The organism is Caballeronia sp. GAFFF2, from assembly GCF_023631485.1.
Classification (GTDB): domain Bacteria; phylum Pseudomonadota; class Gammaproteobacteria; order Burkholderiales; family Burkholderiaceae; genus Caballeronia.
In genome coordinates this window covers 210998-232235 of sequence record NZ_JALQDA010000028.1, presented here as the reverse complement: position 1 = coordinate 232235, position 21238 = coordinate 210998, and the positions used below count along the sequence as shown (strand labels likewise).

Here is a 21238-nt window from a genome sequence, read left to right as displayed (position 1 = left end):
CGATATGCAACGCAACATTCTGGGCAAGGTTTTCATGGCGGCGGGCGTTCTGCTCGCTATGGTTTTCGCGGTCGACGCGCATGCCGCTTCCGTCATGGTGCAGCACGCTCTTCAGCACGGTGACATGCTGGGCGCGCTCGGCGATCATGCGTGGTCGCTCGCTGGCATCGGCTCCATTGCAGCGGCGGAAGGCTTCCGTCGCAAGAACGGCGGCGCGGGCGGCGACAATCCCGAGCAGGTAATGGAGAAGGTGACCGCGGAGCTCAAGCGGATCGGCGACGAGGTGAAGAAGTCCGGCGAAGAAGCGCTGAAGCAAGCGAAGTCCGCCGGCGATGTCAGCGCCGAGACGAAGGCCAAGGTCGACGAGCTGCTGCTGAAGCAGGGTGAACTGCAGGCCCGTCTGACGGAAGCTGAGCAGAAGCTCTCGCGCCGCGGCAGCGAGGGCGGCGAGCAAGTCAAGTCGCTTGGCCAACTCGTGACCGAAAACGAGGGCATCAAGGCAGTGATGGCGGCGCGCGAAGGCAAGGCGCGTATGGGCCTGAAGGCGATCACCAGCCTGACCACGAACGCGGACGGCTCGGCCGGCGCGCTGGTCAACGCTGACCGCGTGCAGGGCATCGTCGCTCCGCCTCAACGCCGTATGACCGTGCGCGACCTGCTTACGCCGGGCCGCACGACGTCGAACGCGATCGAGTACATGCGCGAAACGGGCTTCACGAACAACGCAGCCATCCAGGCGACGGAAGGCGCGGCGAAGGCCGAATCGACCATGAAGTTCGACCTGCAAACGACGACGGTCGCGACGATCGCTCACTTCGTCAAGGCATCGAAGCAGATCCTCGACGATGCGGCGATGCTCGCCTCGTACATCGACGGTCGCTTGCGCTACGGCCTGGCCTACGTCGAAGAACTCGAACTGCTGAAGGGTTCGGGCACCGGCGGCCATTTGAACGGCATCTACACGCAGGCTATCGCCTACGCCGCGCCGTTCGTCCTGTCGGGCGCGACGAGCATCGACATGCTGCGCCTCGCTTTGCTGCAGTCGGAACTCGCGGAACTGCCGGCAACCGGCATCGTGACGAACCCGACTGACTGGACTCGCATCGAACTGACGAAGACCACGGACGGCGCCTATCTCTTCGCCAATCCGCAGTCGATCGCCGGCCCGACGCTGTGGGGCCGGCCGGTCGTGAACACGCAAGCGATGGACGTCGATTCGTTCCTCGTCGGCGCGTTCAAGCTCGGCGCGCAAGTGTTCGATCGCGAAGATGCGAACGTGCAAGTGTCGACGGAAGACGGTAACAACTTCACGACCAACATGGTCACGATCCGCGCGGAAGAGCGCCTCGGCTTGGCGGTGTATCGCCCGGCAGCGTTCATCAAGGGCGATTTCGGCCTGGTGTCGTAAGCAACCGCACCTACGGTAGCGTAAGAACTGAGAACCGCCTCTTCGGGGGCGGTTTTCTTTTTGGAGACGGACATGAGCAAGGTAAAAGCGAAGGCCACGACCGGTTTCATGCACGGCAAGAACTATCGCAAAGGCGATGCCGTGCACGACACGCCGGAAGTGATCGCGGATCTCGAAAAGGCCGGTCTTGTGAAGACCGAAGCTCCGGTCGAAGATAAGGCTGCTCCGGTGCCGAGCAACAAGAAGGCCCCCGAGCCCGAAAACAAGAGCAAGGCGGCGAAGTAAATGGCAGATCCGACGCCCATCATCTCGACGGCGCAGGCGCTCGCGCATTTGCGCACGGATGCCGGCGCGGAAGATGACCTGATCGCGCTTTATATCAGTGCGGCCGTGCAGTCGGCATCTGACTACCTCGACCGCAAGATTTACGCGAACGCCGACGACATGGCAGCGGCTGTGCTCGATGGCACCGCTGGCGACGATCCGATCGTCATCAACGACGCGGTGCGCGCGGCAATTCTGCTGATTCTCGGCAAGCTCTATGCATTCCGCGAGGATGTTGTAGTCGGCACATCGTCGAGCGTCATGGAATTGCCGGCCGGCTCGAAACAGTTGCTGTTTCCATACCGCGCAGGGCTCGGCGTATGACGGTGCGCGCGGGCGATCTAAACCGGCGCGTGCGCATCGAGCGCAACGGCGGCGGCTTCGACGATCTCGGTCAGCCGATCGAGGGTTGGATGGAGGTCGCCACGGTTTGGGGCAATGTGCGCATGCTCACCGGCAAGGAAACCCTGACGTCGGACGCTGATGTCGGCACCGCGTCGGCAAGCATTCGAATCCGCTATCGCACGGACATCACGAACGGCATGCGGGCGATCGTCGATGGCGTGATCTTCAACATCCTGCAGCCGCTTCCGAATATCGCCGCGCGCGACTACACGGATTTGGCGTGCAGCACGGGAAGCAACGATGGCTAGCGCGGAATCGGTCACCTTTGGGGCGATCAAGACGCTGGCGGGCGGACGTGTATATCCGGACGTCGCGCCTGCGAGTCCCGTTAAGCCATACATCGTCTATCAGAGTGTCGGCGGCGTCGATGAAACGACGTTTGACGGCGCGGACACGTTGCAAAACAGCCGCATGCAGGTTTCGGTTTGGGCGACCAGCCGAGGCGATGCGGCAACCATCATTCAACAGGTTCGTGCTGCGCTGACTGCCGAGCCTGTTCGCGGTGTGCCGATCGGCGCGCCGGTGAGCGTCTTCGATGACGACACGAAGCTATACGGCAGTCAGCAGGATTTCTCAATCTGGTGGAAGGAGTGAAAAGATGACCAGCACCGCAATCTCGTCGCAGGGCACGAAGATCTCGAAGAACACCGGCACGACGCAAACGCCGGTGTGGACCGCGATCAAAAACGTGTCCAACCTTAACGGTTTCGCCGGCTCGGCGAGCGACATCGACGTTACCGACTTCGACAGCACGGCGAAAGAGTATCGCCAAGGTCTGCAAGATTGGGACACCGTGTCGTTCGACATCAACGTCAACATGAAGGAAGCAAGCCACGCTGCTTTGCTTGCCGACAAGCGTTCGGGCGTCGTGTCGCAGTATCAGGTGCTGTTGAGCGACGGCACGACGATCGAATTCGAAGCCTATGTGAAGAGCTTCCCGATCACGGCAGGCGTCGACAACGTCGTGAAGGGCACGGTCGCAATCAAGATCACCGGCGACATCGATGTCACCCCGGCGACCGCCTAAAGGAGCGCTGAACAGCATGCTTACGAAAGAGCAACTTCTGGCATTAGCGCAGCCTGCGATCGAGACCGTAAACGTTGAAGGTCTGGGCGAAATCCGCGTGAAAGTCATGGACGGCTTCGCGCGCGATCTGCTCCAGAAGACGCTGCAGGAGCAAGGCACGAGCGATAGCGTCTACTTCTCTGCCGTGATCGTGGCGACGGTTGTCGACGAGAAGGGCGAACCCATGTTCTCGGCTGCCGATCTGGACATTTTGCGAGGCATGAGCGCTGAGACCGTTCGCCGGATTGGCCTCGCCTGCTCCAAGGTCAACGCGCTCGGCGCGTCGCAGACGCAGGAAGCTGAAAAAAACTCCGGCGCCATCCAGAGCGACTCTTCTGGCACCGCCTAGCACTCGCGCTCGGAATGTCAGTGGTGCGCGCTCAACGCGAGATCGATAGCGTTGAGTTCGCCGACTGGATGGCGTTTTACAACATAGAGCCGTTTGGCGAGCGGATAGCAGACATCCGCATGGGCATGCTGGCGGCGACAACGGCAAACATTCACCGCGACCCGAAGACGAAAGCCTTCGAGCCAGCGGACTTCATGCCGTGGGTCAAGGCCCCGCCGAAAGCTGTCCTTTTTGAGGATCCGAAAGAGCAAGCGCAGTTCGTTGCGCTCGCGGTATTCGGCATCGACCTCGCGAAAGCCAAAGGCAAGAAGTACAGAATCAAGCGAGGCGGCGGTGGCAAAAAAGATTGAGATCGTCAATCCGTCGGCACTCACCGACTTTCTAGACCGTCTCGAAACCGTCGCGAGTGAAGAAGTGCTGCGGCAGGCGGCCGTTGCAGGCGCGCGCGTGATCCATGCGGAGGTGCGCCTTCGTGCGCCGATCGGTATCGCCTACGAACGCAAGGGAACTCAGCACACGCCGGGCACGTTGCGACGCTCGATCTTGATCGCGTACGACAAGGAAGAGTCGATCACCGGTCACTTGGCTATCTATCTCGTGACCTGGTCGAAAGAAGCGTATTACGGTCGGTTCGTCGAGTTCGGCACGTCGCGCGCTGCGGCGAAACCGTTCCTTCGACCAGCATTCGAAGCGAAGAAGCGTGCTGCGGCTGACGCAGTCGTAGAAGTGATCCAAAACAAGGCTGAGGAGGCCAGGCGTGGCGAATGAAACCGTCGTTAAGGTAGGAGCCGACGCGTCCGGCTATACCGCCGAGCTTGAGAAAGCACGTAAGTCGGCAAACGCGTTCATCAACACGCAGTCGGACATGGCGCAGCGCAGCGCGGTCGCGCAGGCGGCGATTGCAGAAGCGACGGCGAACGGCTCCGACGTTAGCGCAAGGGCGGTAAAGTCCTTCACTGATGCGCTGCTGAAAAACGCGGCCACGGCGGGCAAATCTCGCGCCGAAATCCTTTCGATGCGCGCGGCGAATCTCGGCCTGTCGGACTCCGTCAAGCCTTTCATCGATCAGATCGCGAAAGCATCGGAGCACACGCACGGTTTCAGCCTTGAATCATCGGCGGCAAAGCGTGAATTGCTTGTGCTTGGGCATGAACTGTCGCAGGGCAATTACAAGCAGTTCGCCGGCTCGCTGCTGGTCATGGCCGAAGCGACCGGCGCATTCAATGCGCTGCTCAATCCGGTCGTGCTCGGCGTAGGCGCGTTTATTGGCGTGCTGGCAATTGCTGCCCATGCCACATTCTCTGCGCGCGAAGAGCTCGCAACGTACGGCGAGACGGTCGAGAAGATTTCGAAGCAAACGGGCGTCTCGACCGATGATGTCCAGAAGTTCGGATTCGCTGCCAAGACGGTCGGCGTCGAGATGAAAGACGCCGCGGATGCACTCGCGGATCTGACGAAGGCGCAGAACGAGGCGCAGCACGGCAACAAAGATGCGGCGGCAGCATTCGCGGCAGTCGGGATCAGCCTCAAGACGCTCAAGACGGCGACTCCTGAAGACCTTCTTGGACGCGTCGCTGATGCGTTCGCGAAGAGCGCTGACGGCGCGGGCAAGGCCGCGGTGGCGAACGAACTCTTTGGCACATCGGGCAAGAACCTCATACCGCTGCTTGATCAGGGTTCCGCGCGCCTAAATCAGCTCGGCGCGACTGCGACTGACGTCGGCGCCGTGCTGTCCGGCAAGACCATCGCGCAATTGTCGGCTCTGCAAGAGCAGCTCGAACTGTCGCACGCGAAGATGGAGGCGCTTTCTCTGTCGGCGAAGACCGCGCTGCTGCCCACGATCATCAATTTGACGGACGCGCTTGCTGATAACGTCGCGCTGAAGCCGCTCCTCACTGATTTCTATACGGGCGTCGCCTTCATCATGAAGAGCGCGGCGAGCGCAGTTGCCACGCTCGTGATTGGCTTCGAACAGACAGCGGAAGTGGTCGCTACGCTTGCCACAGTTGTCGGATATGGTCTGACCGGGCAGTTCAAGCTCGCCTCGGCGGCTGCGCAGGTCGGCTTCGATAACTTGAAGCGGCAGGGGCAGGGCTATGCAGATTTCATGTCGCGGCTTTGGTCGAATACCGTACCGGGCGGCGATAGCCATGGCGGCGCTGCCACCGGTCAGATTAATTTTTCGAAGGGTAACAACGCTGGACCGAAGCCTTATGAAGAGAGCCACGGCGACACGTTACTTGATCAGGCGAAGCAGGCCCAGGCGACTCTCGAAGCGTCGTTGAGCGGGCAGGAAAAGCTGACGGGCTGGGCAGCCAAGGAAGTCGAACTGCGAGCGGAGATCGACGGCTACGCGGGCAAGACGCTGACGAAGGCGCAGCAGAGCGTGCTCGCGCACCAGAGCGAACTGCTCGCGCAGTACAGCCTCAATGCGTCGCTCGAAAAGCAGCTCGACCTGCGCACGCGAAGCGACAAGCTGAACCAGGACGCCTACGAGACAAACCTCAAGATTGTCGACCAAAACGACGCGATCGCTAATCAGCACAAGATTCAGCTGGATACGCTGAGCCTTGGTACTAAGGAGCGGCAACGCCAAGTCGAGCTGCTCAGCATCGAAACAGAACGCCAAAAAGAATTGGCGGAGTGGCAGAAGAAAGCAGTAGGGCTGCGTCTAGACGGCACGCAAGACGATAAGGACGAGCGCGACTCGATCAATAAGCGCTTCGACGCCAGGCGCGACGAGACGTCGAACTTCTTCGACAAAAGCGACATCGCGAGCCAAGACTGGATGTCTGGCGCGAAGGGTGGCCTGCAGGACATCATCGATAAGACAAACGATCTTGCATCTGCCGCGAATAACACCGCGCAGAACGCTATCGGCAGTCTCGGCGACGCAGTTGCAGAGTTCGCGACGTCCGGGAAACTCAGCTTTGGCGATTTCGTGAAAGCGGCGGTCGGCAGCCTTATCAAACTCGAGACCGAAGCGCTGATAGCGAAAGCAATTCTCGCCTCGTTCAACTTTTTCGGTGCGAGTGGAAGCGAAGCGGTGGGCGCTTCCGCAACTAGCACGCCTGACGATCTCATCGCAGGGTACGGCCACGCCGCTGGTGGCTATATCTCTGGGCCAGGCTCCGGCACAAGCGACAGCATTCCGGCGCGCCTGAGCAACGGCGAGTTTGTAATGACCGCTGACGCCGTGCGCCGCATAGGCGTATCGAGCTTGAATGCAATGAACAGCGGCGCCGCTGTGCACGCCATAGCGCGTTTTGCCTCCGGCGGGCTAGTCGGGGCAGCTTCAGGCGTCTCGCCTGGCGCGCGCGGCGACATCACCGTAAGTGCGCCAATTTCTGTGCAAGGAGGCGCTGATGCCGGCGCCAACGCTTCAGGTGCCGCTGATCTCCAGAAGAAAATCACTGCCGCTGTCCGAGCCGTCGTCGTGAACGAACGCCGACAAGGCGGGGCGCTTTGGAAGATGCAGCAAGGAATTGCGTGATGGCCGATACATTTATCTGGAAGCCGACAGTTGCGGGCTCGTCTGGCAGCACGACGCTGAAGACGCGGAAAGCTCAATTCGGCGATGGATACGCCCAACGAGTAGCTGACGGTCTGAACAACGCCTCTTCGAGCTTCAGCCTTCAATTTATAGGCGACGCCGCGACCATCAGCGCGATTGTCGCTTTCCTGCGCGCGCATGCCGGCGCGACCGCGTTCCTGTGGACACCGCTTCTATGGGCAGCCCCGGCGCTGTTCACCTGTGAGACGTGGAGTGAGCCGACGAAAGACGGCAACACCTACACGATCACCGCAACCTTCGACCAGACTTACGCACCTTAAACCTCGATGAGCACACTCCAGAAGGTCAACCTCGGCACTCCGCCGACAGCGGTTGACGGCGACACCGTGCGCGGCGCAAACACGAAGGCCAACGCGAACGTGGACGTGCTGAATGCTCAAGCCACGCTCACGAGCGCGGCCGCGACGATCACGAGTGCCCAAGCACTCACAGCCGCGCACGTTGGTAAGCGGGTGAACATCAATCTCGCCGCAGCCGGCACGATCAATCTTCCGTCGGCTGCAACGATGGGCCTTGATGGCATCGTGCATCTACGAAATCAAGGTTCAACGCTTGTCACTTTAGCTATTGCGTCTGGCTCCGGTGATACGATTGCTCTCACATCGCTCGCGGCCGGCGAATCGACGATCATAGATTCGGATGGCATTCACACGCTTGGATGCCTGATGCGAAGCCGCACTTACAGCGCAAACGAAACCGTTTCTGGCGCTTTGACTGTGGGCGGGAACATCGCCATCGCGCCGCTCGCATCTACTTATAGTTCCCAGTTGACAATGGTGGCGCCGAACGGATACACGGCGCGTGTGAGAGCGAACGGCACCGCGTCGCTGACCGAATGGGTCAACACGGCTAATAGCGGCGTCACGATGTCGCTATCCGACGCTGGACTTTTGACCGCGCAATCTTTGGCAGTGGCGGGCGCGGCGAACTTCAACGGCACGACCGTCTTCGGTGGAGGCAGTACCACCGTCAAGGCAGTTGGTACCGCAGGCGCAATCACGATGAAATGGCAGACCGGTAGCGGTGCTATCGGTCAGATTCAGTATGATCAGACGTCATTCGGCTTTTCGCTGGTCAATAGCGCCAACAGCGCATACATCACGCTCACTTGCCTCAGCGTGACGCAGACGTCCGATGCAGCACTAAAAACGGCCGTCGTCCCGTACACATCGGTGCTCGAAAAGCTTCGCGACAAGCGAATTGTCAACTATCGCATGAAGATTGCGGCGGTTGATGGCGGTGGCGTCGGCCCGTTGCAAGTTGGAGTTATCGCTCAAGAGTGGAAAGACGATTTTCCCGAGTTGGTCAGCGAAAACGGAGCGGAGATCGACAGCGATGGAGACTTCGTTTCGCGCCAGTTCGACGAAGACGGCGTAGAGCTATTGCCGCCAAGCGGGCCGATCGAGTGCCGACGCGCTTTGACATTCAACTATTCCCAAGCGTCTGCCGTGGCAATTCAAGGTGTCGTTGAAGTTGATGCTGAAGTGCAGTACTTGAAGTCAGCGTTGGCTTCTGCGCTTGACCGGATCGCGGTGCTCGAAAGCAAGGTGTCGTCTTGATCTCGTCGGACATTCAACAACTCGAACCGGGTCGGTTGATCGAGTTGTTTGAGGTCGATTGCACTGCTATTGGCGGCGATCTGCTTCGCTTCCAAGGACACCTCCAGACCGCGTCGATCTTCTGGCAGGGCAACGAATATAAGCCGTGGCCAATTCAGGGCACTGGCTTCGAACACACGTCAGACGCGCAGCAGCCCGAGCCGAAGCTGACGGTCGGCAACACGGGCGGCACGATCTCCGCACTGTGCGTTTTCCTCGCTAATCTGGTAGGCGCGAAAGTGCGCCGGCGGCGCACGCTTAGCAAGTATCTCGACGCCGTCAACTTCCCAGGCGGCAATCCGACTGCGGACCCGTCGGAAGAGATGGCGACCGAGCTCTGGTACGTCGAGCAGAAGAGCAGCGAGACGAACGTGCAGGTCGAGTTCACGCTTTCGAGCGCTCTTGATTTCGGTGGCCAACAGCTTCCCGCGCGGCAGATCGTGACCATCTGTCAATGGCAATACCGTGATGCGAATTGCGGCTACACGGGCAGCGCTTACTTTGACGCGAACGATCAGCCGGTTGGCGATCCGGCGCTAGACCGATGCAGCAAACGGATCAGCGGCTGTGAATGCCGCTTCGGCGTGAACCAGCCGCTGTCGTTCGGCGGCTTTCTCAGCGACACCCTTTCCTGATGAACGAAGAGACGAAGAAAGCGATCGCAGATCATGCGCTCGCGGAGTACCCGCGCGAGTCGTGCGGACTTGTCGTCGCGCACGACGGCATCGAGCGCTATGTCCCGTGCCGCAATCTCTCTGCCGCGCCGGGCGAGCACTTCGTGATGTCGCCGGAAGACTACGCGCTCGCGGAAGACATGGGACCGATCCTCGCTGTCGTGCATTCGCATCCCGGCGCGCCGGCGCGCCCGAGCATGGCGGACAAAGCGATGGCGGAGAAGAGCGGCGTCGACAAGTGGGTAATCATTTCGGTCGGTGTGCAGGCGAGTGGCAGCAACGGCGTTGAGGATTGGTGCGAATTTGGCCCGAGCGGGTATGTCGCGCCGCTCATCGGCCGCGAGTGGGCACACGGAACGCTCGACTGCTACGGCATCGTGCGCGACTGGTACCGCATTGAGCGCGGCATCGAATTGCCCGACTTCGAACGTGCGGAGAAGTGGTGGGAGGACGGCGAAACGAATCTCTATATGGATCACTTCGCCGAAGCGGGTTTCGAAGACCTCGGCCAGAACGCTGCGCTGCAGGAAGGCGATGTCCTGCTCATGCAGATCAGATCGAAGGTGCCGAACCACGCGGGCATCTATCTCGGAAATAACCAGATGCTTCATCACATGTACGGCCGCTTGTCGGGTCGAACGGTATGGGGTGGTATGTGGGCGCACGCGCTGCGCACGGTGCTTCGATACAAAGGGGAAGGGGCGTGAGCGACAAACTCCGGACCATCCGTCTATATGGCGTGCTCGGCGCGCGCTTCGGGCGCATGCACCAACTTGCCGTGTCGTCGACGAGCGAAGCTGTTCGCGCGCTTAGCGTCATCCTGCCCGGATTCCGCAAGTTCATGTTGAACGCGAAGGACAACGGCCTGACGTTCGCTGTCTTCAATGGCCGCCGCAATCTCTCGGAAGAGCAACTCGCGCAGCCGATAGGCGACGATGACATCCGGATCGCGCCGATCATCATTGGCAGTAAAAGCGGCGGGCTGTTTCAGGTGTTGCTCGGCGCCGCGCTGATCGGCGCGTCTTTCATTCCAGCGTTTGCGCCCGCGTCTTCGCTTTTGCTTGGGCTCGGTGCTTCAATGGCACTCGGCGGCGTTGTGCAAATGCTCAGCCCACAGACCAGTGGGCTTGCGAGTTCGAGCGGCGACAACGGCACGTCTTATTACTTCAATGGCGCCGTCAATAGCGCGGCGCAGGGCGACTGCGTGCCTATCGTCTACGGCCGCATGCGCGTCGGCTCGAAGAGAGCGAGCGCGGGCATCTACGCAGAGGACCAAGTCTGACATGCGCCTCTACGGTTCTAAGGGCGGCGGCTCGTCGAGCACGGCAACCGAATCGCCCGATAGCCTGCACTCGACCGCGACCGCTAAGGTGCTCGACATCGTTTCTGAAGGTCCGATCGTCGGCTTGGTGAACGGCTTGCAGTCGGTCTATCTTGACGACACGCCGATTCAAAACAGCGACGGCTCGACCAACTTCACGAACTATTCAGTCGACACGCGGACAGGCACGCAAGACCAGACCTTCATGTCTGGCTTTCCGTCGGTTGAAAACGAGATCACGGTCAGCACGGCGCTGACGTCGGACACGCCGTGGGTCCACCAACTCCAGAACGTGCAGCTCACAGCGGCACGCATTCGCTTCGGCGTGCCGCAACTGCAACAGTCGAACCAATCGACGGGGGATGTCACCGGCTACCGAATCGAGTATGCGATCGATGTCGCGGTTGATGGCGGCGCATATGCGCAGGTGCTAAGCGGCGCGTTCGACGGGAAAACGACATCGCTCTATGAGCGCAGCGTGCGCATCGAACTGCCGCCGGCGACGACCGGCTGGCTCGTGCGCGTGCGGCGCCTCACGGCTAATGCGCACAGTTCCCTGATCGCCGACACGGTGAACATTGAGGCCATCACCGAGATCATCGATCGGAAGCTGCGCTATCCGATGAGCGCGCTCGTCGGTTTGTCTTTCGATGCTCAATCGTTCAGCTCGGTGCCGACGTGCGCCTACGACATCAAAGGCCTCATCATCCGCGTTCCGACGAACTATGACGTTGACACGCGGACATACGCAGGTACTTGGGACGGCACATTTAAGACGGCTTGGACCGATAATCCGGCGTGGATCTTCTATGACTTGGTGATCAACGACCGGTACGGTCTCGGGAAGCTGGTCGACGCGTCGATGATCGACAAGTGGAATCTGTATCAGATCGCGCAGTATTGCGACGTCATGGTGTCGGATGGAAAGGGCGGCCAAGAACCGCGCTTCACATGCAACGCTGTCATCCAGTCGCGCGCCGATGCATACAAGGTTCTGCAAGACCTAGCGACCGTGTTCCGCGGCATCGCATATTGGGGTCCGGGGCAAGTCGTCGCCAACGCGGACATGCCGCAAGATCCTGAATACGTCTACACCGCCGCTAACGTGGTGAACGGGACTTTCGAGTATGTCGGCTCGTCGCGCAAGACGCGCTACACGACGGCACTAATCAGCTGGAACGATCCGGCGAACGGCTATCAACAAGCCGTCGAGTATGTGCCGGATGAAGACGGCATGGCGCGCTACGGCGTGATGAAAGCGGAGATCACCGCGTTCGGCACCACGTCGCAGGGGCAAGCTCATCGACTCGGTTTGTGGACTCTTCTCACAAGCCGATATGAGACAAACACCGTCTCTTTCAATGTCGGCCTTGACGGTACGCTCTGCCCGCCGGGCAGTGTCATTGCCGTGGCCGATCCGGCGAAGGCAGGAAGACGGACGGGCGGGCGCATTCGCGCGAGCAACGGGCGCGTCATTACTCTCGACAAAGCACCGACCGTCGCCGCTGGCGACAAGCTCACGGTGATCCTACCGTCGGGCGTCGCACAGGCGCGCACGGTGCAAGGTGCAGCCGGCGATGCTGTCACGGTGACCGCCGCCTTCGACACCCAGCCGTCGGCCGGCGCGGTGTGGATGCTCGAGAGTTCGGACCTCGCTGCGCAACTGTTCCGCGTCGTGAGCGTGCAGGAGTCCGACGACGATGAACAGATCACGTACACGGTCAACGCAACGCAGTACGAGCCCGGCAAGTACGCGGCAATCGACAATGGCGCCGCGATTCAAGTGCGGCCGATTACGGTCATCCCGCCTTCGGTGCAGCCGCCGCCGACGAATGTGCGCGTGTCCACTTATTCGACTATCGACCAAGGCATCTCGAAAACGACCATGGTCATCGCCTGGGATGCGGCCGACAAGGCCGTGTCGTATCTGCCCGAGTGGCGCAAAGACAACGGCGAGTGGGTAACGGTCAGTTCGACGGGCGGGCTGCAGGCAGAAGTGCCGGGGATCTATCAGGGCACGTATCTCGCGCGCGTGCGTGCGCAGAACGCTATGGGCGTCACGTCAGTGCCGGCCTATGGCGTAGACACGCAGCTCACCGGTAAGACGAGCCCGCCGCCGTCGATGACGTCGCTCACGACCATCTCGCAGATCTTCGCTATCGAGGTCGATTGGACGTTCCCCGCGGACGGTTCTGCCGGCGACACGCAGCGCTCGGAGATCTGGTATAGCCGCACGAACGACCGGTCGACTGCAGTGAAGCAGGCGGATTACGCATACCCGCAGTCGCAAGCGCATCTGATGGGGCTCGCGGCGGGGCAGCAGTTTTTCTTCTGGGGGCGTCTTGTAGACACGTCGGGCAACATCGGGCCTTGGTATCCGACGGACCCGAACGCGGGTGTGCTCGGGGCATCGAGCGACGACGCCGACGCGATCCTGACTTACCTGCTTGGACAAATCACCGCCACGCAACTCGCGCAGGATCTGCTCTCCGAGATCGAGCTGATTCCGGATCTTCAGCAGAGCGTTACCGAAACCGCCGCGGCGATCACGCAAGAGACTGAGTCGCGCATCGAAGGTGACAACGCTCTGTCGACGCGGCTTGATGTCGTCAGTGCGCAAGTACTCCTTCCACCGCTCGCTGGCTCGACTGGCGATTATGCTGGTTCAACGCAGATCTACGCCGGCGTGTGGTCCGAGCAAAGCGCGCGCGCCGAGGCGGATCTTGCGATTGCCAAGAATGTCGAGACGGTGACGGCGCAGATCACGTCGAACAATTCCAGTCTCATTGCGGCAGTCCAGACCGAGACGCAGGCGCGAGTCGACGCCGACAGCGCGCAGGCATCTCAGATCACGAACGTTCAGTCGCAGGTGACTGCGAACAACAACACGCTCACTGCAGCGGTTCAGACCAATGCGGCCTCCTATGCCGATCTGAATGGCCGGGTCGCGGCGTCTTACACCATCAAGACGCAGATCACGTCAAACGGTCGTACGTACATCGCCGGTGTCGGTATCGGTGTCGACAACAGCAGCGGCGTCGTCGAATCACAGGTGCTGGTCGCGGCGAGCCGGTTCGCCGTGCTCGACCCGAATGGCTCGGTCGTGACGCTGCCCTTCGTCATCCAGGGCGGCCAAGTGTTCATCAGCCAGGCGCTCATTGGCACGGGCTGGATCACGAACGCGATGATCGGCAGCACGATCCAGAGCGACAACTATGTCTCCGGACAGCAAGGCTGGCAGATCAACAAGGCGGGTACGTTTGAGATCAACGGCACGGGCGGAGGAGGGCGCACTACGCTAAATAACAACGGCGTTTATGTATATGACACCGGTGGCGTGAATCGTGTGCAACTTGGATACATCGCCTGATGGCTTACGGTCTTCGATGCCGCGATGCTAGCGGCAATATCACCGTGGACATTACCGATCGTCTAACGCGCGTGATCGGCACGTTCTCGACGGGCGGCAGCGACGGGAGCTTCACGGTCAACGTGACCGGTTCTGTCTGGTTCATGGTGTTGGACGATTCGCAGTATTCGCGAACGGTTCTGGCGCCGATCGTCACGCTGAGTGGCAATACGATCTCGTGGACGTTCCCGTCTACGACTTATGGCACGCGTGCGGTGACCGTGATGTATGGGGTGTACTGATGGCTGACTTTGGCCTGAAGGTCGTGAACGCGAATGGCTTCCTGCAGATCGACAGCACATACGCCAATCTGGGGCTCCGTCAGAAAGGCTCGATCACCTCGGGCGGAGCGGCGACGGCAAACGGATGGTACGCCGCAACCCTGACCGTCGCATACGGCGTCTCGCCTATGTTGGCGGTTCGACCAGCGTCCGGGCAGTGTGTGCTCGTCTCGACGAGCGTGAGCGGATCGAACATCACGTATAAGTTCTACTGCAACGCAAGCGGCGTCGCCATCACGTATTGGTTGTTCGACTCGCCGGCAGGCATCACCGGTTCGGGATCGTATGGGTTGATCGTGCGGAACAGCAGCGGGTCGCCGGTGTTCGACAGCCGGATGTCTTACCTGCGCATCCTCGATTTCATCAACGGCACTGGCACGAATGTTTCGCTTTCGACGCCGTATAGCAAAACAATCGCAGTGGTGCAGACGCAGCTCTGGTATTCGTGGGGAATTAGCACACCACCGTATCCGCAGACTGGCGGCATCGTGAACTTTTTGGCTATGCCATTTGCAGTTTCTAACAACACCTTCTCTGCCTCTTCAGGGCAATTGATCGATTACTCGCGGCAGGATCCAGCGCCGGCTATCAATTCGACGGCGCGGAACGGCTACGCGTACATCATCGTTGACGTCACCAACATGTAATTGAGAGGAAAACCATGTCCATCATCATCGACTACGTAACGCCTGGCACCGGCGCCACGGCGAGCTTTCACGTCGTCCAGCAGGTAACCATCGACTATCGCAATGGGCGCAGCGCCGCGCAGTTGGAATCGTTCGTGAACCAGCAAACCTTTTCAGATGGCAAGCAGCCGGTATTTACTCAGTCGATCGAGTTCTCAGAGCTGCCGACGGCGGGTCTTGATCCACGCGAATATGCAGAGCAGAAGATCGTCGCGAGCGCCGACGACAAGACGTCGCCGACTGCCGCGCGCGCGAACTTCATCGGCGCACAAATTGCTGATTAGGCAGCAGACCACTGTAGGGCGGAATCTGTGCTTAGACAATTGATGACCGGAAGACCGGCTTACGAGGGTTCGAAATGGCGTTGGATGGGGACTCGATCGGCACAACAGGCATTCTCGGCGGCATAGCAATTTATGCGCTGAAGCGTGTTGTCGATTGGCTCGGTGAAAAACGCCAGGATTCCAGCCTCTACAAAAAGGAACTCGAAGCGCACAAAGCGACGCGCGAGCGCCTTGAAGCAGAGATCGAGGAAGAGCGCGTTTTGCGAAAGGCGGCCGAAATGGACCTACGCACTACCGAAAGAGAACACGACGCCGATCGTAAGGCGTGGCGCGCCGATCGCGAAGCGGACCGCGAAGTCATGGAGACGTTGCGAAACGAAGTCGCAATGCTCAAACGGAATGTCTCTGAACTCACCGCACTGGTGGATCGAAGGAATCAACGGAATGCCGATTAAGGAAATCTGGCGCCGCGTCGACGGCCCAGTTTTTGGAGTGGTCTTGCTTGTTGCATGCTGTGCTATCACGTATTCGGTTAAGGACCGCGTCGATGCAATAGCCCGTGAGTCATGGGAAACGGAGCGTGCGGCGTACATCAAGCGCTTTCCAGAAGTGCGTGCGGAAGAGCGAGCGTCCTGCACCCGCGAGTACGAGGCGAAGCTCACCGGCGTACAGGCGCTGTCGAAGCAGCAAGCCGATGATGTCGCCGACATGAAGAAGCTGATGGCCACGACAAACGATCTCGCAGCTTACACGCTTCGCTTTCTCGGTGATCGCGCCAAGATTAACGATCAACGCACCGCGGCCATGATGAAGCAGACAAAGGTCGCCGCGCAGGCTGCGGTCGACGCAAAGCAAACGGCGCAGGTCGCCGAGCAAAAAGCGAGCGTGGCTGCGGCGAAGCTTGAAGAAACCGCGACCGTCGTCAAGTCCGTCGACAAAAAACTTGAGACTGCGCAGCATCCCGCTCTTCCACCTCAACCCTGGGCCGGCAACCGCCGATAGACCATTTCATTTCACACCAACCCGGCCGCGCGCCGGGTTTTTGCATTCTGGAGGTCGCATGTTCAATATTCCCTTCACTCGCTGGCGCCTCACGCTCGCGGATAACTGGCGGAAGCTTCACACCCGCGGCACCGTCATCGCCGGTACGGCGTTCACGACGGTTGTCGGCTTAGGCCCGGCGCTCGCAGGTGCATGGGCCGGTATGCCGATGGAGCTGCGCGCAGTGCTTCCGCAGTCGGCGCAGCAGTGGATCGCCTATACGATCTTCGGGCTGACGTTCCTCGCGATCCGCTACACGTCGATCCGTCGGATTCCAGCCGTCGATAGCGAGGCGCGGCAATGAGCTGGCTCGACGCTATTCTCGCGCTGTTCAAGCCAAAGCAGCAGGGCGGCGGTTACCAGCCCTTGCCGACGCCTGAGCCGCTTCCTCCGCCACCTGCGCCCACGCCTTCCGCGCCCGCCGTAGCTCTGTCGTCCCGGCTCCCGACAATTACGCCGCAGAACGAGATGCAACTCGTCGACGAGCTGCGGCGCGACGAGGGCGTGAAATACACCCGCTACCTCGACTCTAAAGGCATACCGACGACCGGCGTAGGGCACAACCTAAATGCGAAGCCGCTGCCGGCCGGGTGGACCTACCCGCTGTCGGACAGCCAGGTCGATCAGCTGCTCGAGGACGACCTCGACGACGTGTACGTCGATCTAGATCGCAACCTGTCGTGGTGGCGTGCGCTCGACGATGTCCGGCAGCGGGTCATCGCGAACATGTGCTTCAACATGGGAATCGGACGTCTGCTCGGGTTCACGAAGATGCTCGCCGCGGCGCGCACGGCGAACTATTCGACGGCCGCCGCCGAGATGCTTGATTCGAAATGGGCGCGCGAAGACGTCGGCATTGGCACGGCCGCGAAGCCGGGCCGCGCGCTGCGCCTCGCCAACATGATGAGGGACGGGAAATGATCGAACTAGTGATGAAACTTGGGCCATGGATCGTCGCTGGCCTAGTGGGCGCGTGGGCAGTTTTCACGCACATGAACGCCAAAGCGACGGTCGCTGATACGAAGCAGCAGGCTCAATCCGCCATCGCCGCCGCCAAGGCACAGCAACACGTTGCCGAAGACAACCTCAACGCACGCAAGACGGCTGATGTGCAAGCCGACGCCGACGCGGCAAAGACTGCGGCCACCGCCGCGCAGGAGAGAACCGATGTTGAAAACACTCAGGCGCGTCTCGATGATGACGCTGCTCGCGATGAGCTTCTCAAGCTGCTCCACGGCTCCGGTGCAGACAACCCCGGAACAGGTCAAGGAAGTGCCGGGACCGACCCGGGTCGTCGATAACTCGTGTCTGTATTTCAAGCCCGAGACGCCGACCGATGCCGACGTGCGCGCGATGTCTCGACCGTTCCTTGACCAGGTAACGGCGAACCTCAAAATGGGCATCGCGCACTGCGGCTGGAAGTTAGGCGACCGAAAGTAACGCCGTCTAGAATGCCGCTGTATGTCTTTGATTCTATTAGTGCCGTGTTGTGCATTTCAGGGCATGCGATTTCGTGCGGAAAACGAACCTAAGTGGATGACAGGAAAGAGAAAAGCGCGAAAACGCCTAATTACATGCCATGTAATTGGCGAGCCTCACGCGCGCTCCTACTCTCTCATCATCGCGATGCAGCCATGTTGGCCGCAGCGTTCGAGAACAAGGAGCCTCTCATGTCGAACCATACCGTTCATACGATTCAAACCGCCCCCGAGCAATCGAAGCCTGTGCTCGAACGCCTGCAACGAACCTTCGGCCTCGTGCCGAACATCGCGGGCGCGATGGCTGCATCGCCCACGCTGATCAATGGCTTCATCGGCTTGTTCGAGCGCGTGCACGCGAGCAGGCTCAGCGAGCCGCAGATTCAGACGCTGCTGCTCACCAACGCGGTGACGAACCGCAGCGAATGGGCCGCCGCGTTTCATACGGCGCTCGCGTTGCAACAGGGCGTGAGCCGCGCCGATGTCGATGCCATCCGCGAAGCACGCTTGCCCGCCGATGGAAACCTCGCCGCGCTCTCGGCGCTGGCGCGCACGCTCATCGACAGGCGCGGCCGGATCGATCGCGCCGACGAGAAGCGTTTCATCGATGCCGGCTTCGGCGCCGCGCAGATACTCGATGTAATCGCGGTCGTGGCGGCATCGACCATCACGAACTACACCGGTAGCGTCACGCAACCGCCGCTCGAAGCGCAGTTCGCCGAGTATGCGTGGCAAGCGCCGACACGTTGAGGAAAGCACATGACGACAGCCGCTCACGCCGAGAAAAGTCGAACGTCGAACGCTATCGGCGACCTGCTGCGTTACTGGCGCGATGTGCGCGGCGTGAGTCAGCTCGGCTTGTCGCTGGACGCGGGCGTATCGCAGCGGCAGATTAGCTTCATCGAAAGCGGCCGCAGCGTGCCGGGCCGGCAGACTGTACTTGATCTTGCCGAGACGCTCGACGTGCCGCTGCGCGAGCGCAATGCGCTGTTGCTTGCAGCAGGCTACGCGCCGCTCTATTCCGATGCGCCGTGGAACGCCGAAGAGATGCAGGGCGTCGTGCGCGCGCTCGAACGCGTGTTGCGTCAGCACGAGCCTTATCCCGCCATCGTCATGGATCGGCACTGGAACGTGCTGATGACCAACGCTGCCGCGCCGCGCTTCTTCAATCGTTTCATCGATATGTCCGCGCGCACGGGGCCGCGCAACATGCTGCATCTGATGTTCGATCCGCTGGGCATGCGCCCGTTCATCGCGGACTGGGGTAACGTCGCGCGCAGTCTCTTGCAACGCGTGCATCGCGAAGCAGTAGGGCAGTTTGTCGATGAAGGCACGCGTAATCTCTTCGATGCCTTGCTCGCTTATCCCGATGTGCCGCGCGACTGGCGCTCGCGGGAAGTATCACGCGGCGCTTCCGCGTTGCCGGTCGTTCCGCTCGGCTTCGTTTTCGAAGGTACGGTGCTCGACTACTTCTCGATGGTGACGACGGTCGGCACGCCGCGAACCATCGCCGCGCAGGAGTTGCGCATCGAGTGTCTCTTTCCCGCCGACGATGCAACGGAAGCGCGGCATTTGGCGACGTTCTCGACATAGGCGCTTGCAGCGCATAGAGTGCTTCATTCGACTCTATGAAGGAGAAACGTATGACGACCACGGACAAGGTTGCACTGATCACGGCGGCGGGCAAGGGCATGGGCGCGGCCATCGCGAAGGAACTCGCGGCCAACGGCTACAAAGTCGCGCTGATGTCGCCTTCGGGCAGCGCCGTTACGCTCGCGGAGCAGTTGAACGGCTTCGGCATGACGGGTTCGGTGGCGCAGGACGCGGATATCGAAAAGTTCGTGCAAGGTACGCTCGAAAAATACGGCCGCATCGATGCCGTGGTGAACAACACGGGGCATCCGCCCAAAGGCGATCTCCTCGCACTCGACGACGCCAAATGGCACGAAGGCCTCGACCTCATCATCCTCAACGTGGTGCGTGTGCTGCGCCGCGTGACGCCGGTGTTTCAGAAGCAGGGCGGCGGCGCCGTCGTCAATATTTCGAGCTTCGCAGCGGTGGCGCCGGAGCCGGTGATGCCGGTTTCATCGGCGTTGCGTGCGGCGTTGAGCGCATTCACGCGCCTCTATGCGGAGCGGCACGCGGCGGAAAACATTCGCATCAATTCCGTGCTGCCGGGGTTTATCGATAGCTGGCCGGAAACGCCGGAGATCGTCGCACGCATTCCGGCAGGGCGCTTCGGTAAGACCGAAGAGATTGCGAAGACCGTGGCGTTTCTATTGTCGGACGGCGCGGGCTATATCACCGGACAGAACATCCGCGTCGATGGGGGAATCGTTCGGGCGCTTTGAATGCGATGCCCTGTGTCCGGCGTCGCTTCGTGTGGCCGTGATCTCAAGGCGCGATGGCGTCCGCCGTTTCCTGATCCCAATACGGCGGCAGCGCCTTATAAGGATTCGAACCGGCAAGCGACGTGACATACACGCCGCCCGCGCCATGTGTCTTCGCATACTGAACGACGCCCGGCAACTGCGCGGCCGTTGCGCCATACACCATATGCACGAAGCGGTTCTTCGGATACGCGGCTTGCCAGCTCATCGGTTGATAGCGCGCGTAACTCTTGACCGTGCTTTCGAAGACCACGAACTGATCGGCGGTCGGCAGGCTCGCATAAAGCTCGGGAACGTTCGTTCCCGGGTTACCCATGACCGAGTATGTCGACTTCAATCCCTTGATGTAGTTGTAGATGGACTGATAGAACTGGACGTGCGACATCTGGCTATCGGCCGTCATCTCGTCGATGAAAAAGCCATCGACCTTATAAAGCGTCACGTACGCGTTGATGTCCGCCACGACCGCCGAAAGCGAGCGCTTTGCATACGACGTCGATACATAGCCAATCACCTTGCCGCCCGCCGCATGAAGTCGTGTTACGGCGGCGGCATAGGCGACGTCTTCCTTGATACCGGGACCGCTGTTCGGATTCAGAATGGCCGTGGTCGGAACCTTGCGCGCGGTGGCGGTCAAGCTGTTCCAGTTCGAGACGCTGCTCGTGGCATTGAAATACGAGGGGATGACGACGCTGGTGGCCGTGTTGACCGTTGTGGCCGCGAAGGCCGTGCTACCGGTGCCCAACAAGGCGGCGAGAGGCATTGCCCACTTCAGACAGTTCAAGCATTTCAAAGCTGCGTTCAGCATTTAGCCTCCTGACGCGGTCATTCACGCCGCTGTCTTTTGGCCCGCCGCACAGACGGCGGGCAACTGGCAAACTCTCGTTAAGAAAGTCCCTTTAGTTTTGCGTCGCCGGATCACTCCGGTTTTGCCCCTCTCCCCTAACGGC

28 protein-coding genes and 1 riboswitch are annotated in these 21238 nt (G+C 60.6%); of the genes, 27 read left to right on the top strand and 1 reads right to left on the bottom strand.

Annotated elements, in window-relative coordinates; all coding sequences use genetic code 11:
• The first annotated feature begins 4 nt into the window (after window positions 1-4).
• The 27 genes from NCT04_RS21600 to NCT04_RS21470 all read left to right on the top strand — a co-directional run bounded on the left by NCT04_RS21600 (window position 5) and on the right by NCT04_RS21470 (window position 20249).
• Entirely contained in the window at window positions 5-1408 is a 1404-nt protein-coding gene (locus tag NCT04_RS21600) for a phage major capsid protein (RefSeq protein WP_350030034.1), read from the top strand.
• A 72-nt stretch (window positions 1409-1480) separates the two neighbouring features.
• Complete coding sequence (locus NCT04_RS21595; protein ID WP_250467637.1) at window positions 1481-1693, top strand: hypothetical protein; 213 nt, start codon at window positions 1481-1483, stop codon at window positions 1691-1693.
• Window positions 1694-2056: a head-tail connector protein gene (locus tag NCT04_RS21590; RefSeq protein ID WP_250467636.1), complete on the top strand. Its 363-nt coding sequence runs from the start codon at window positions 1694-1696 to the stop codon at window positions 2054-2056.
• Window positions 2053-2385 carry a phage head closure protein gene (locus NCT04_RS21585; RefSeq protein ID WP_250467635.1) on the top strand — a complete coding sequence of 111 codons (333 nt, stop codon included), beginning with the start codon at window positions 2053-2055 and terminating at the stop codon, window positions 2383-2385. Before NCT04_RS21590 ends, NCT04_RS21585 begins: the two co-directional genes overlap by 4 nt.
• The gene (locus NCT04_RS21580) at window positions 2378-2731 is read left to right on the top strand and encodes a DUF3168 domain-containing protein (RefSeq protein WP_250467634.1); all 354 of its coding nucleotides are present in this window, start codon (window positions 2378-2380) and stop codon (window positions 2729-2731) included. Before NCT04_RS21585 ends, NCT04_RS21580 begins: the two co-directional genes overlap by 8 nt.
• A 4-nt stretch (window positions 2732-2735) precedes the next feature.
• Window positions 2736-3164, top strand: a complete 429-nt coding sequence (locus tag NCT04_RS21575; protein ID WP_250467633.1) for a phage tail tube protein — start codon at window positions 2736-2738, stop codon at window positions 3162-3164.
• A 16-nt stretch (window positions 3165-3180) separates the two neighbouring features.
• On the top strand, window positions 3181-3552 hold the full coding sequence (locus NCT04_RS21570; RefSeq protein ID WP_250467632.1) for a hypothetical protein: 372 nt from the start codon (window positions 3181-3183) through the stop codon (window positions 3550-3552).
• A gap of 14 nt (window positions 3553-3566) precedes the next feature.
• Window positions 3567-3902 carry a phage tail assembly protein T gene (locus NCT04_RS21565; protein WP_250467631.1) on the top strand — a complete coding sequence of 112 codons (336 nt, stop codon included), beginning with the start codon at window positions 3567-3569 and terminating at the stop codon, window positions 3900-3902.
• Entirely contained in the window at window positions 3886-4320 is a 435-nt protein-coding gene (locus NCT04_RS21560) for an HK97-gp10 family putative phage morphogenesis protein (protein ID WP_250467630.1), read from the top strand. The genes NCT04_RS21565 and NCT04_RS21560 overlap by 17 nt, the downstream gene beginning before the upstream one ends.
• Window positions 4310-7045, top strand: a complete 2736-nt coding sequence (locus NCT04_RS34730; protein ID WP_250467629.1) for a phage tail tape measure protein — start codon at window positions 4310-4312, stop codon at window positions 7043-7045. The genes NCT04_RS21560 and NCT04_RS34730 overlap by 11 nt, the downstream gene beginning before the upstream one ends.
• Complete coding sequence (locus NCT04_RS21550; RefSeq protein ID WP_250467628.1) at window positions 7045-7386, top strand: phage tail protein; 342 nt, start codon at window positions 7045-7047, stop codon at window positions 7384-7386. Before NCT04_RS34730 ends, NCT04_RS21550 begins: the two co-directional genes overlap by 1 nt.
• Window positions 7387-7392: 6 nt before the next feature.
• The gene (locus NCT04_RS21545) at window positions 7393-8685 is read left to right on the top strand and encodes a tail fiber domain-containing protein (protein ID WP_250467627.1); all 1293 of its coding nucleotides are present in this window, start codon (window positions 7393-7395) and stop codon (window positions 8683-8685) included.
• Complete coding sequence (locus NCT04_RS21540) at window positions 8682-9359, top strand: phage minor tail protein L (protein ID WP_250467626.1); 678 nt, start codon at window positions 8682-8684, stop codon at window positions 9357-9359. Before NCT04_RS21545 ends, NCT04_RS21540 begins: the two co-directional genes overlap by 4 nt.
• Window positions 9359-10105: a C40 family peptidase gene (locus tag NCT04_RS21535; protein WP_250467625.1), complete on the top strand. Its 747-nt coding sequence runs from the start codon at window positions 9359-9361 to the stop codon at window positions 10103-10105. The genes NCT04_RS21540 and NCT04_RS21535 overlap by 1 nt, the downstream gene beginning before the upstream one ends.
• On the top strand, window positions 10102-10680 hold the full coding sequence (locus tag NCT04_RS21530) for a tail assembly protein (protein WP_250467624.1): 579 nt from the start codon (window positions 10102-10104) through the stop codon (window positions 10678-10680). Before NCT04_RS21535 ends, NCT04_RS21530 begins: the two co-directional genes overlap by 4 nt.
• A 1-nt stretch (window position 10681) precedes the next feature.
• On the top strand, window positions 10682-14089 hold the full coding sequence (locus tag NCT04_RS21525; protein WP_250467623.1) for a TipJ family phage tail tip protein: 3408 nt from the start codon (window positions 10682-10684) through the stop codon (window positions 14087-14089).
• Entirely contained in the window at window positions 14089-14370 is a 282-nt protein-coding gene (locus NCT04_RS21520) for a hypothetical protein (protein ID WP_250467622.1), read from the top strand. The genes NCT04_RS21525 and NCT04_RS21520 overlap by 1 nt, the downstream gene beginning before the upstream one ends.
• On the top strand, window positions 14370-15056 hold the full coding sequence (locus NCT04_RS21515) for a hypothetical protein (protein ID WP_250467621.1): 687 nt from the start codon (window positions 14370-14372) through the stop codon (window positions 15054-15056). Before NCT04_RS21520 ends, NCT04_RS21515 begins: the two co-directional genes overlap by 1 nt.
• Before the next feature lie 14 nt (window positions 15057-15070).
• Window positions 15071-15379: a hypothetical protein gene (locus NCT04_RS21510; protein ID WP_250467620.1), complete on the top strand. Its 309-nt coding sequence runs from the start codon at window positions 15071-15073 to the stop codon at window positions 15377-15379.
• A gap of 74 nt (window positions 15380-15453) precedes the next feature.
• A complete protein-coding gene (locus NCT04_RS21505) occupies window positions 15454-15834 on the top strand; it encodes a hypothetical protein (protein ID WP_250467619.1) in 381 nt (126 codons plus the stop codon).
• Window positions 15824-16381 carry a hypothetical protein gene (locus tag NCT04_RS21500; RefSeq protein WP_250467618.1) on the top strand — a complete coding sequence of 186 codons (558 nt, stop codon included), beginning with the start codon at window positions 15824-15826 and terminating at the stop codon, window positions 16379-16381. The genes NCT04_RS21505 and NCT04_RS21500 overlap by 11 nt, the downstream gene beginning before the upstream one ends.
• Window positions 16382-16439: 58 nt before the next feature.
• Window positions 16440-16724: a DUF7940 domain-containing protein gene (locus NCT04_RS21495; RefSeq protein WP_250467617.1), complete on the top strand. Its 285-nt coding sequence runs from the start codon at window positions 16440-16442 to the stop codon at window positions 16722-16724.
• Window positions 16721-17341 (top strand): glycoside hydrolase family protein, encoded by a 621-nt coding sequence (locus NCT04_RS21490; protein ID WP_250467616.1) that lies wholly within the window; start codon window positions 16721-16723, stop codon window positions 17339-17341. The genes NCT04_RS21495 and NCT04_RS21490 overlap by 4 nt, the downstream gene beginning before the upstream one ends.
• Entirely contained in the window at window positions 17338-17721 is a 384-nt protein-coding gene (locus NCT04_RS21485; protein WP_250467615.1) for a hypothetical protein, read from the top strand. Before NCT04_RS21490 ends, NCT04_RS21485 begins: the two co-directional genes overlap by 4 nt.
• A 369-nt stretch (window positions 17722-18090) precedes the next feature.
• On the top strand, window positions 18091-18648 hold the full coding sequence (locus NCT04_RS21480; RefSeq protein ID WP_250467614.1) for a carboxymuconolactone decarboxylase family protein: 558 nt from the start codon (window positions 18091-18093) through the stop codon (window positions 18646-18648).
• A gap of 9 nt (window positions 18649-18657) precedes the next feature.
• Window positions 18658-19491, top strand: a complete 834-nt coding sequence (locus NCT04_RS21475) for a helix-turn-helix domain-containing protein (RefSeq protein ID WP_250467613.1) — start codon at window positions 18658-18660, stop codon at window positions 19489-19491.
• A 50-nt stretch (window positions 19492-19541) separates the two neighbouring features.
• Window positions 19542-20249: an SDR family oxidoreductase gene (locus NCT04_RS21470; protein ID WP_309848310.1), complete on the top strand. Its 708-nt coding sequence runs from the start codon at window positions 19542-19544 to the stop codon at window positions 20247-20249.
• 43 nt (window positions 20250-20292) lie between these two features.
• On the opposite strand, the gene NCT04_RS21465 is transcribed toward NCT04_RS21470, so the two are convergent.
• A complete protein-coding gene (locus tag NCT04_RS21465) occupies window positions 20293-21051 on the bottom strand; it encodes a spherulation-specific family 4 protein (RefSeq protein ID WP_250467612.1) in 759 nt (252 codons plus the stop codon).
• Between the two features lie 100 nt (window positions 21052-21151).
• Window positions 21152-21232, bottom strand: a riboswitch (cyclic di-GMP riboswitch).
• Window positions 21233-21238: the final 6 nt, after the last annotated feature.

Bases quoted from the DNA above. Each gene is read 5' to 3' on its own strand.
- NCT04_RS21600 (WP_350030034.1), top strand. From the start codon at position 5: ATGCAACGCAACATTCTGGGCAAGGTTTTCATGGCGGCGGGCGTTCTG.
- NCT04_RS21595 (WP_250467637.1), top strand. From the start codon at position 1,481: ATGAGCAAGGTAAAAGCGAAGGCCACGACCGGTTTCATGCACGGCAAG.
- NCT04_RS21590 (WP_250467636.1), top strand. From the start codon at position 1,694: ATGGCAGATCCGACGCCCATCATCTCGACGGCGCAGGCGCTCGCGCAT.
- NCT04_RS21585 (WP_250467635.1), top strand. From the start codon at position 2,053: ATGACGGTGCGCGCGGGCGATCTAAACCGGCGCGTGCGCATCGAGCGC.
- NCT04_RS21580 (WP_250467634.1), top strand. From the start codon at position 2,378: ATGGCTAGCGCGGAATCGGTCACCTTTGGGGCGATCAAGACGCTGGCG.
- NCT04_RS21575 (WP_250467633.1), top strand. From the start codon at position 2,736: ATGACCAGCACCGCAATCTCGTCGCAGGGCACGAAGATCTCGAAGAAC.
- NCT04_RS21570 (WP_250467632.1), top strand. From the start codon at position 3,181: ATGCTTACGAAAGAGCAACTTCTGGCATTAGCGCAGCCTGCGATCGAG.
- NCT04_RS21565 (WP_250467631.1), top strand. From the start codon at position 3,567: ATGTCAGTGGTGCGCGCTCAACGCGAGATCGATAGCGTTGAGTTCGCC.
- NCT04_RS21550 (WP_250467628.1), top strand. From the start codon at position 7,045: ATGGCCGATACATTTATCTGGAAGCCGACAGTTGCGGGCTCGTCTGGC.
- NCT04_RS21545 (WP_250467627.1), top strand. From the start codon at position 7,393: ATGAGCACACTCCAGAAGGTCAACCTCGGCACTCCGCCGACAGCGGTT.
- NCT04_RS21535 (WP_250467625.1), top strand. From the start codon at position 9,359: ATGAACGAAGAGACGAAGAAAGCGATCGCAGATCATGCGCTCGCGGAG.
- NCT04_RS21525 (WP_250467623.1), top strand. From the start codon at position 10,682: ATGCGCCTCTACGGTTCTAAGGGCGGCGGCTCGTCGAGCACGGCAACC.
- NCT04_RS21520 (WP_250467622.1), top strand. From the start codon at position 14,089: ATGGCTTACGGTCTTCGATGCCGCGATGCTAGCGGCAATATCACCGTG.
- NCT04_RS21515 (WP_250467621.1), top strand. From the start codon at position 14,370: ATGGCTGACTTTGGCCTGAAGGTCGTGAACGCGAATGGCTTCCTGCAG.
- NCT04_RS21510 (WP_250467620.1), top strand. From the start codon at position 15,071: ATGTCCATCATCATCGACTACGTAACGCCTGGCACCGGCGCCACGGCG.
- NCT04_RS21505 (WP_250467619.1), top strand. From the start codon at position 15,454: ATGGCGTTGGATGGGGACTCGATCGGCACAACAGGCATTCTCGGCGGC.
- NCT04_RS21500 (WP_250467618.1), top strand. From the start codon at position 15,824: ATGCCGATTAAGGAAATCTGGCGCCGCGTCGACGGCCCAGTTTTTGGA.
- NCT04_RS21495 (WP_250467617.1), top strand. From the start codon at position 16,440: ATGTTCAATATTCCCTTCACTCGCTGGCGCCTCACGCTCGCGGATAAC.
- NCT04_RS21490 (WP_250467616.1), top strand. From the start codon at position 16,721: ATGAGCTGGCTCGACGCTATTCTCGCGCTGTTCAAGCCAAAGCAGCAG.
- NCT04_RS21485 (WP_250467615.1), top strand. From the start codon at position 17,338: ATGATCGAACTAGTGATGAAACTTGGGCCATGGATCGTCGCTGGCCTA.
- NCT04_RS21480 (WP_250467614.1), top strand. From the start codon at position 18,091: ATGTCGAACCATACCGTTCATACGATTCAAACCGCCCCCGAGCAATCG.
- NCT04_RS21475 (WP_250467613.1), top strand. From the start codon at position 18,658: ATGACGACAGCCGCTCACGCCGAGAAAAGTCGAACGTCGAACGCTATC.
- NCT04_RS21470 (WP_309848310.1), top strand. From the start codon at position 19,542: ATGACGACCACGGACAAGGTTGCACTGATCACGGCGGCGGGCAAGGGC.
- NCT04_RS21465 (WP_250467612.1), bottom strand. From the start codon at position 21,051: ATGCCTCTCGCCGCCTTGTTGGGCACCGGTAGCACGGCCTTCGCGGCC.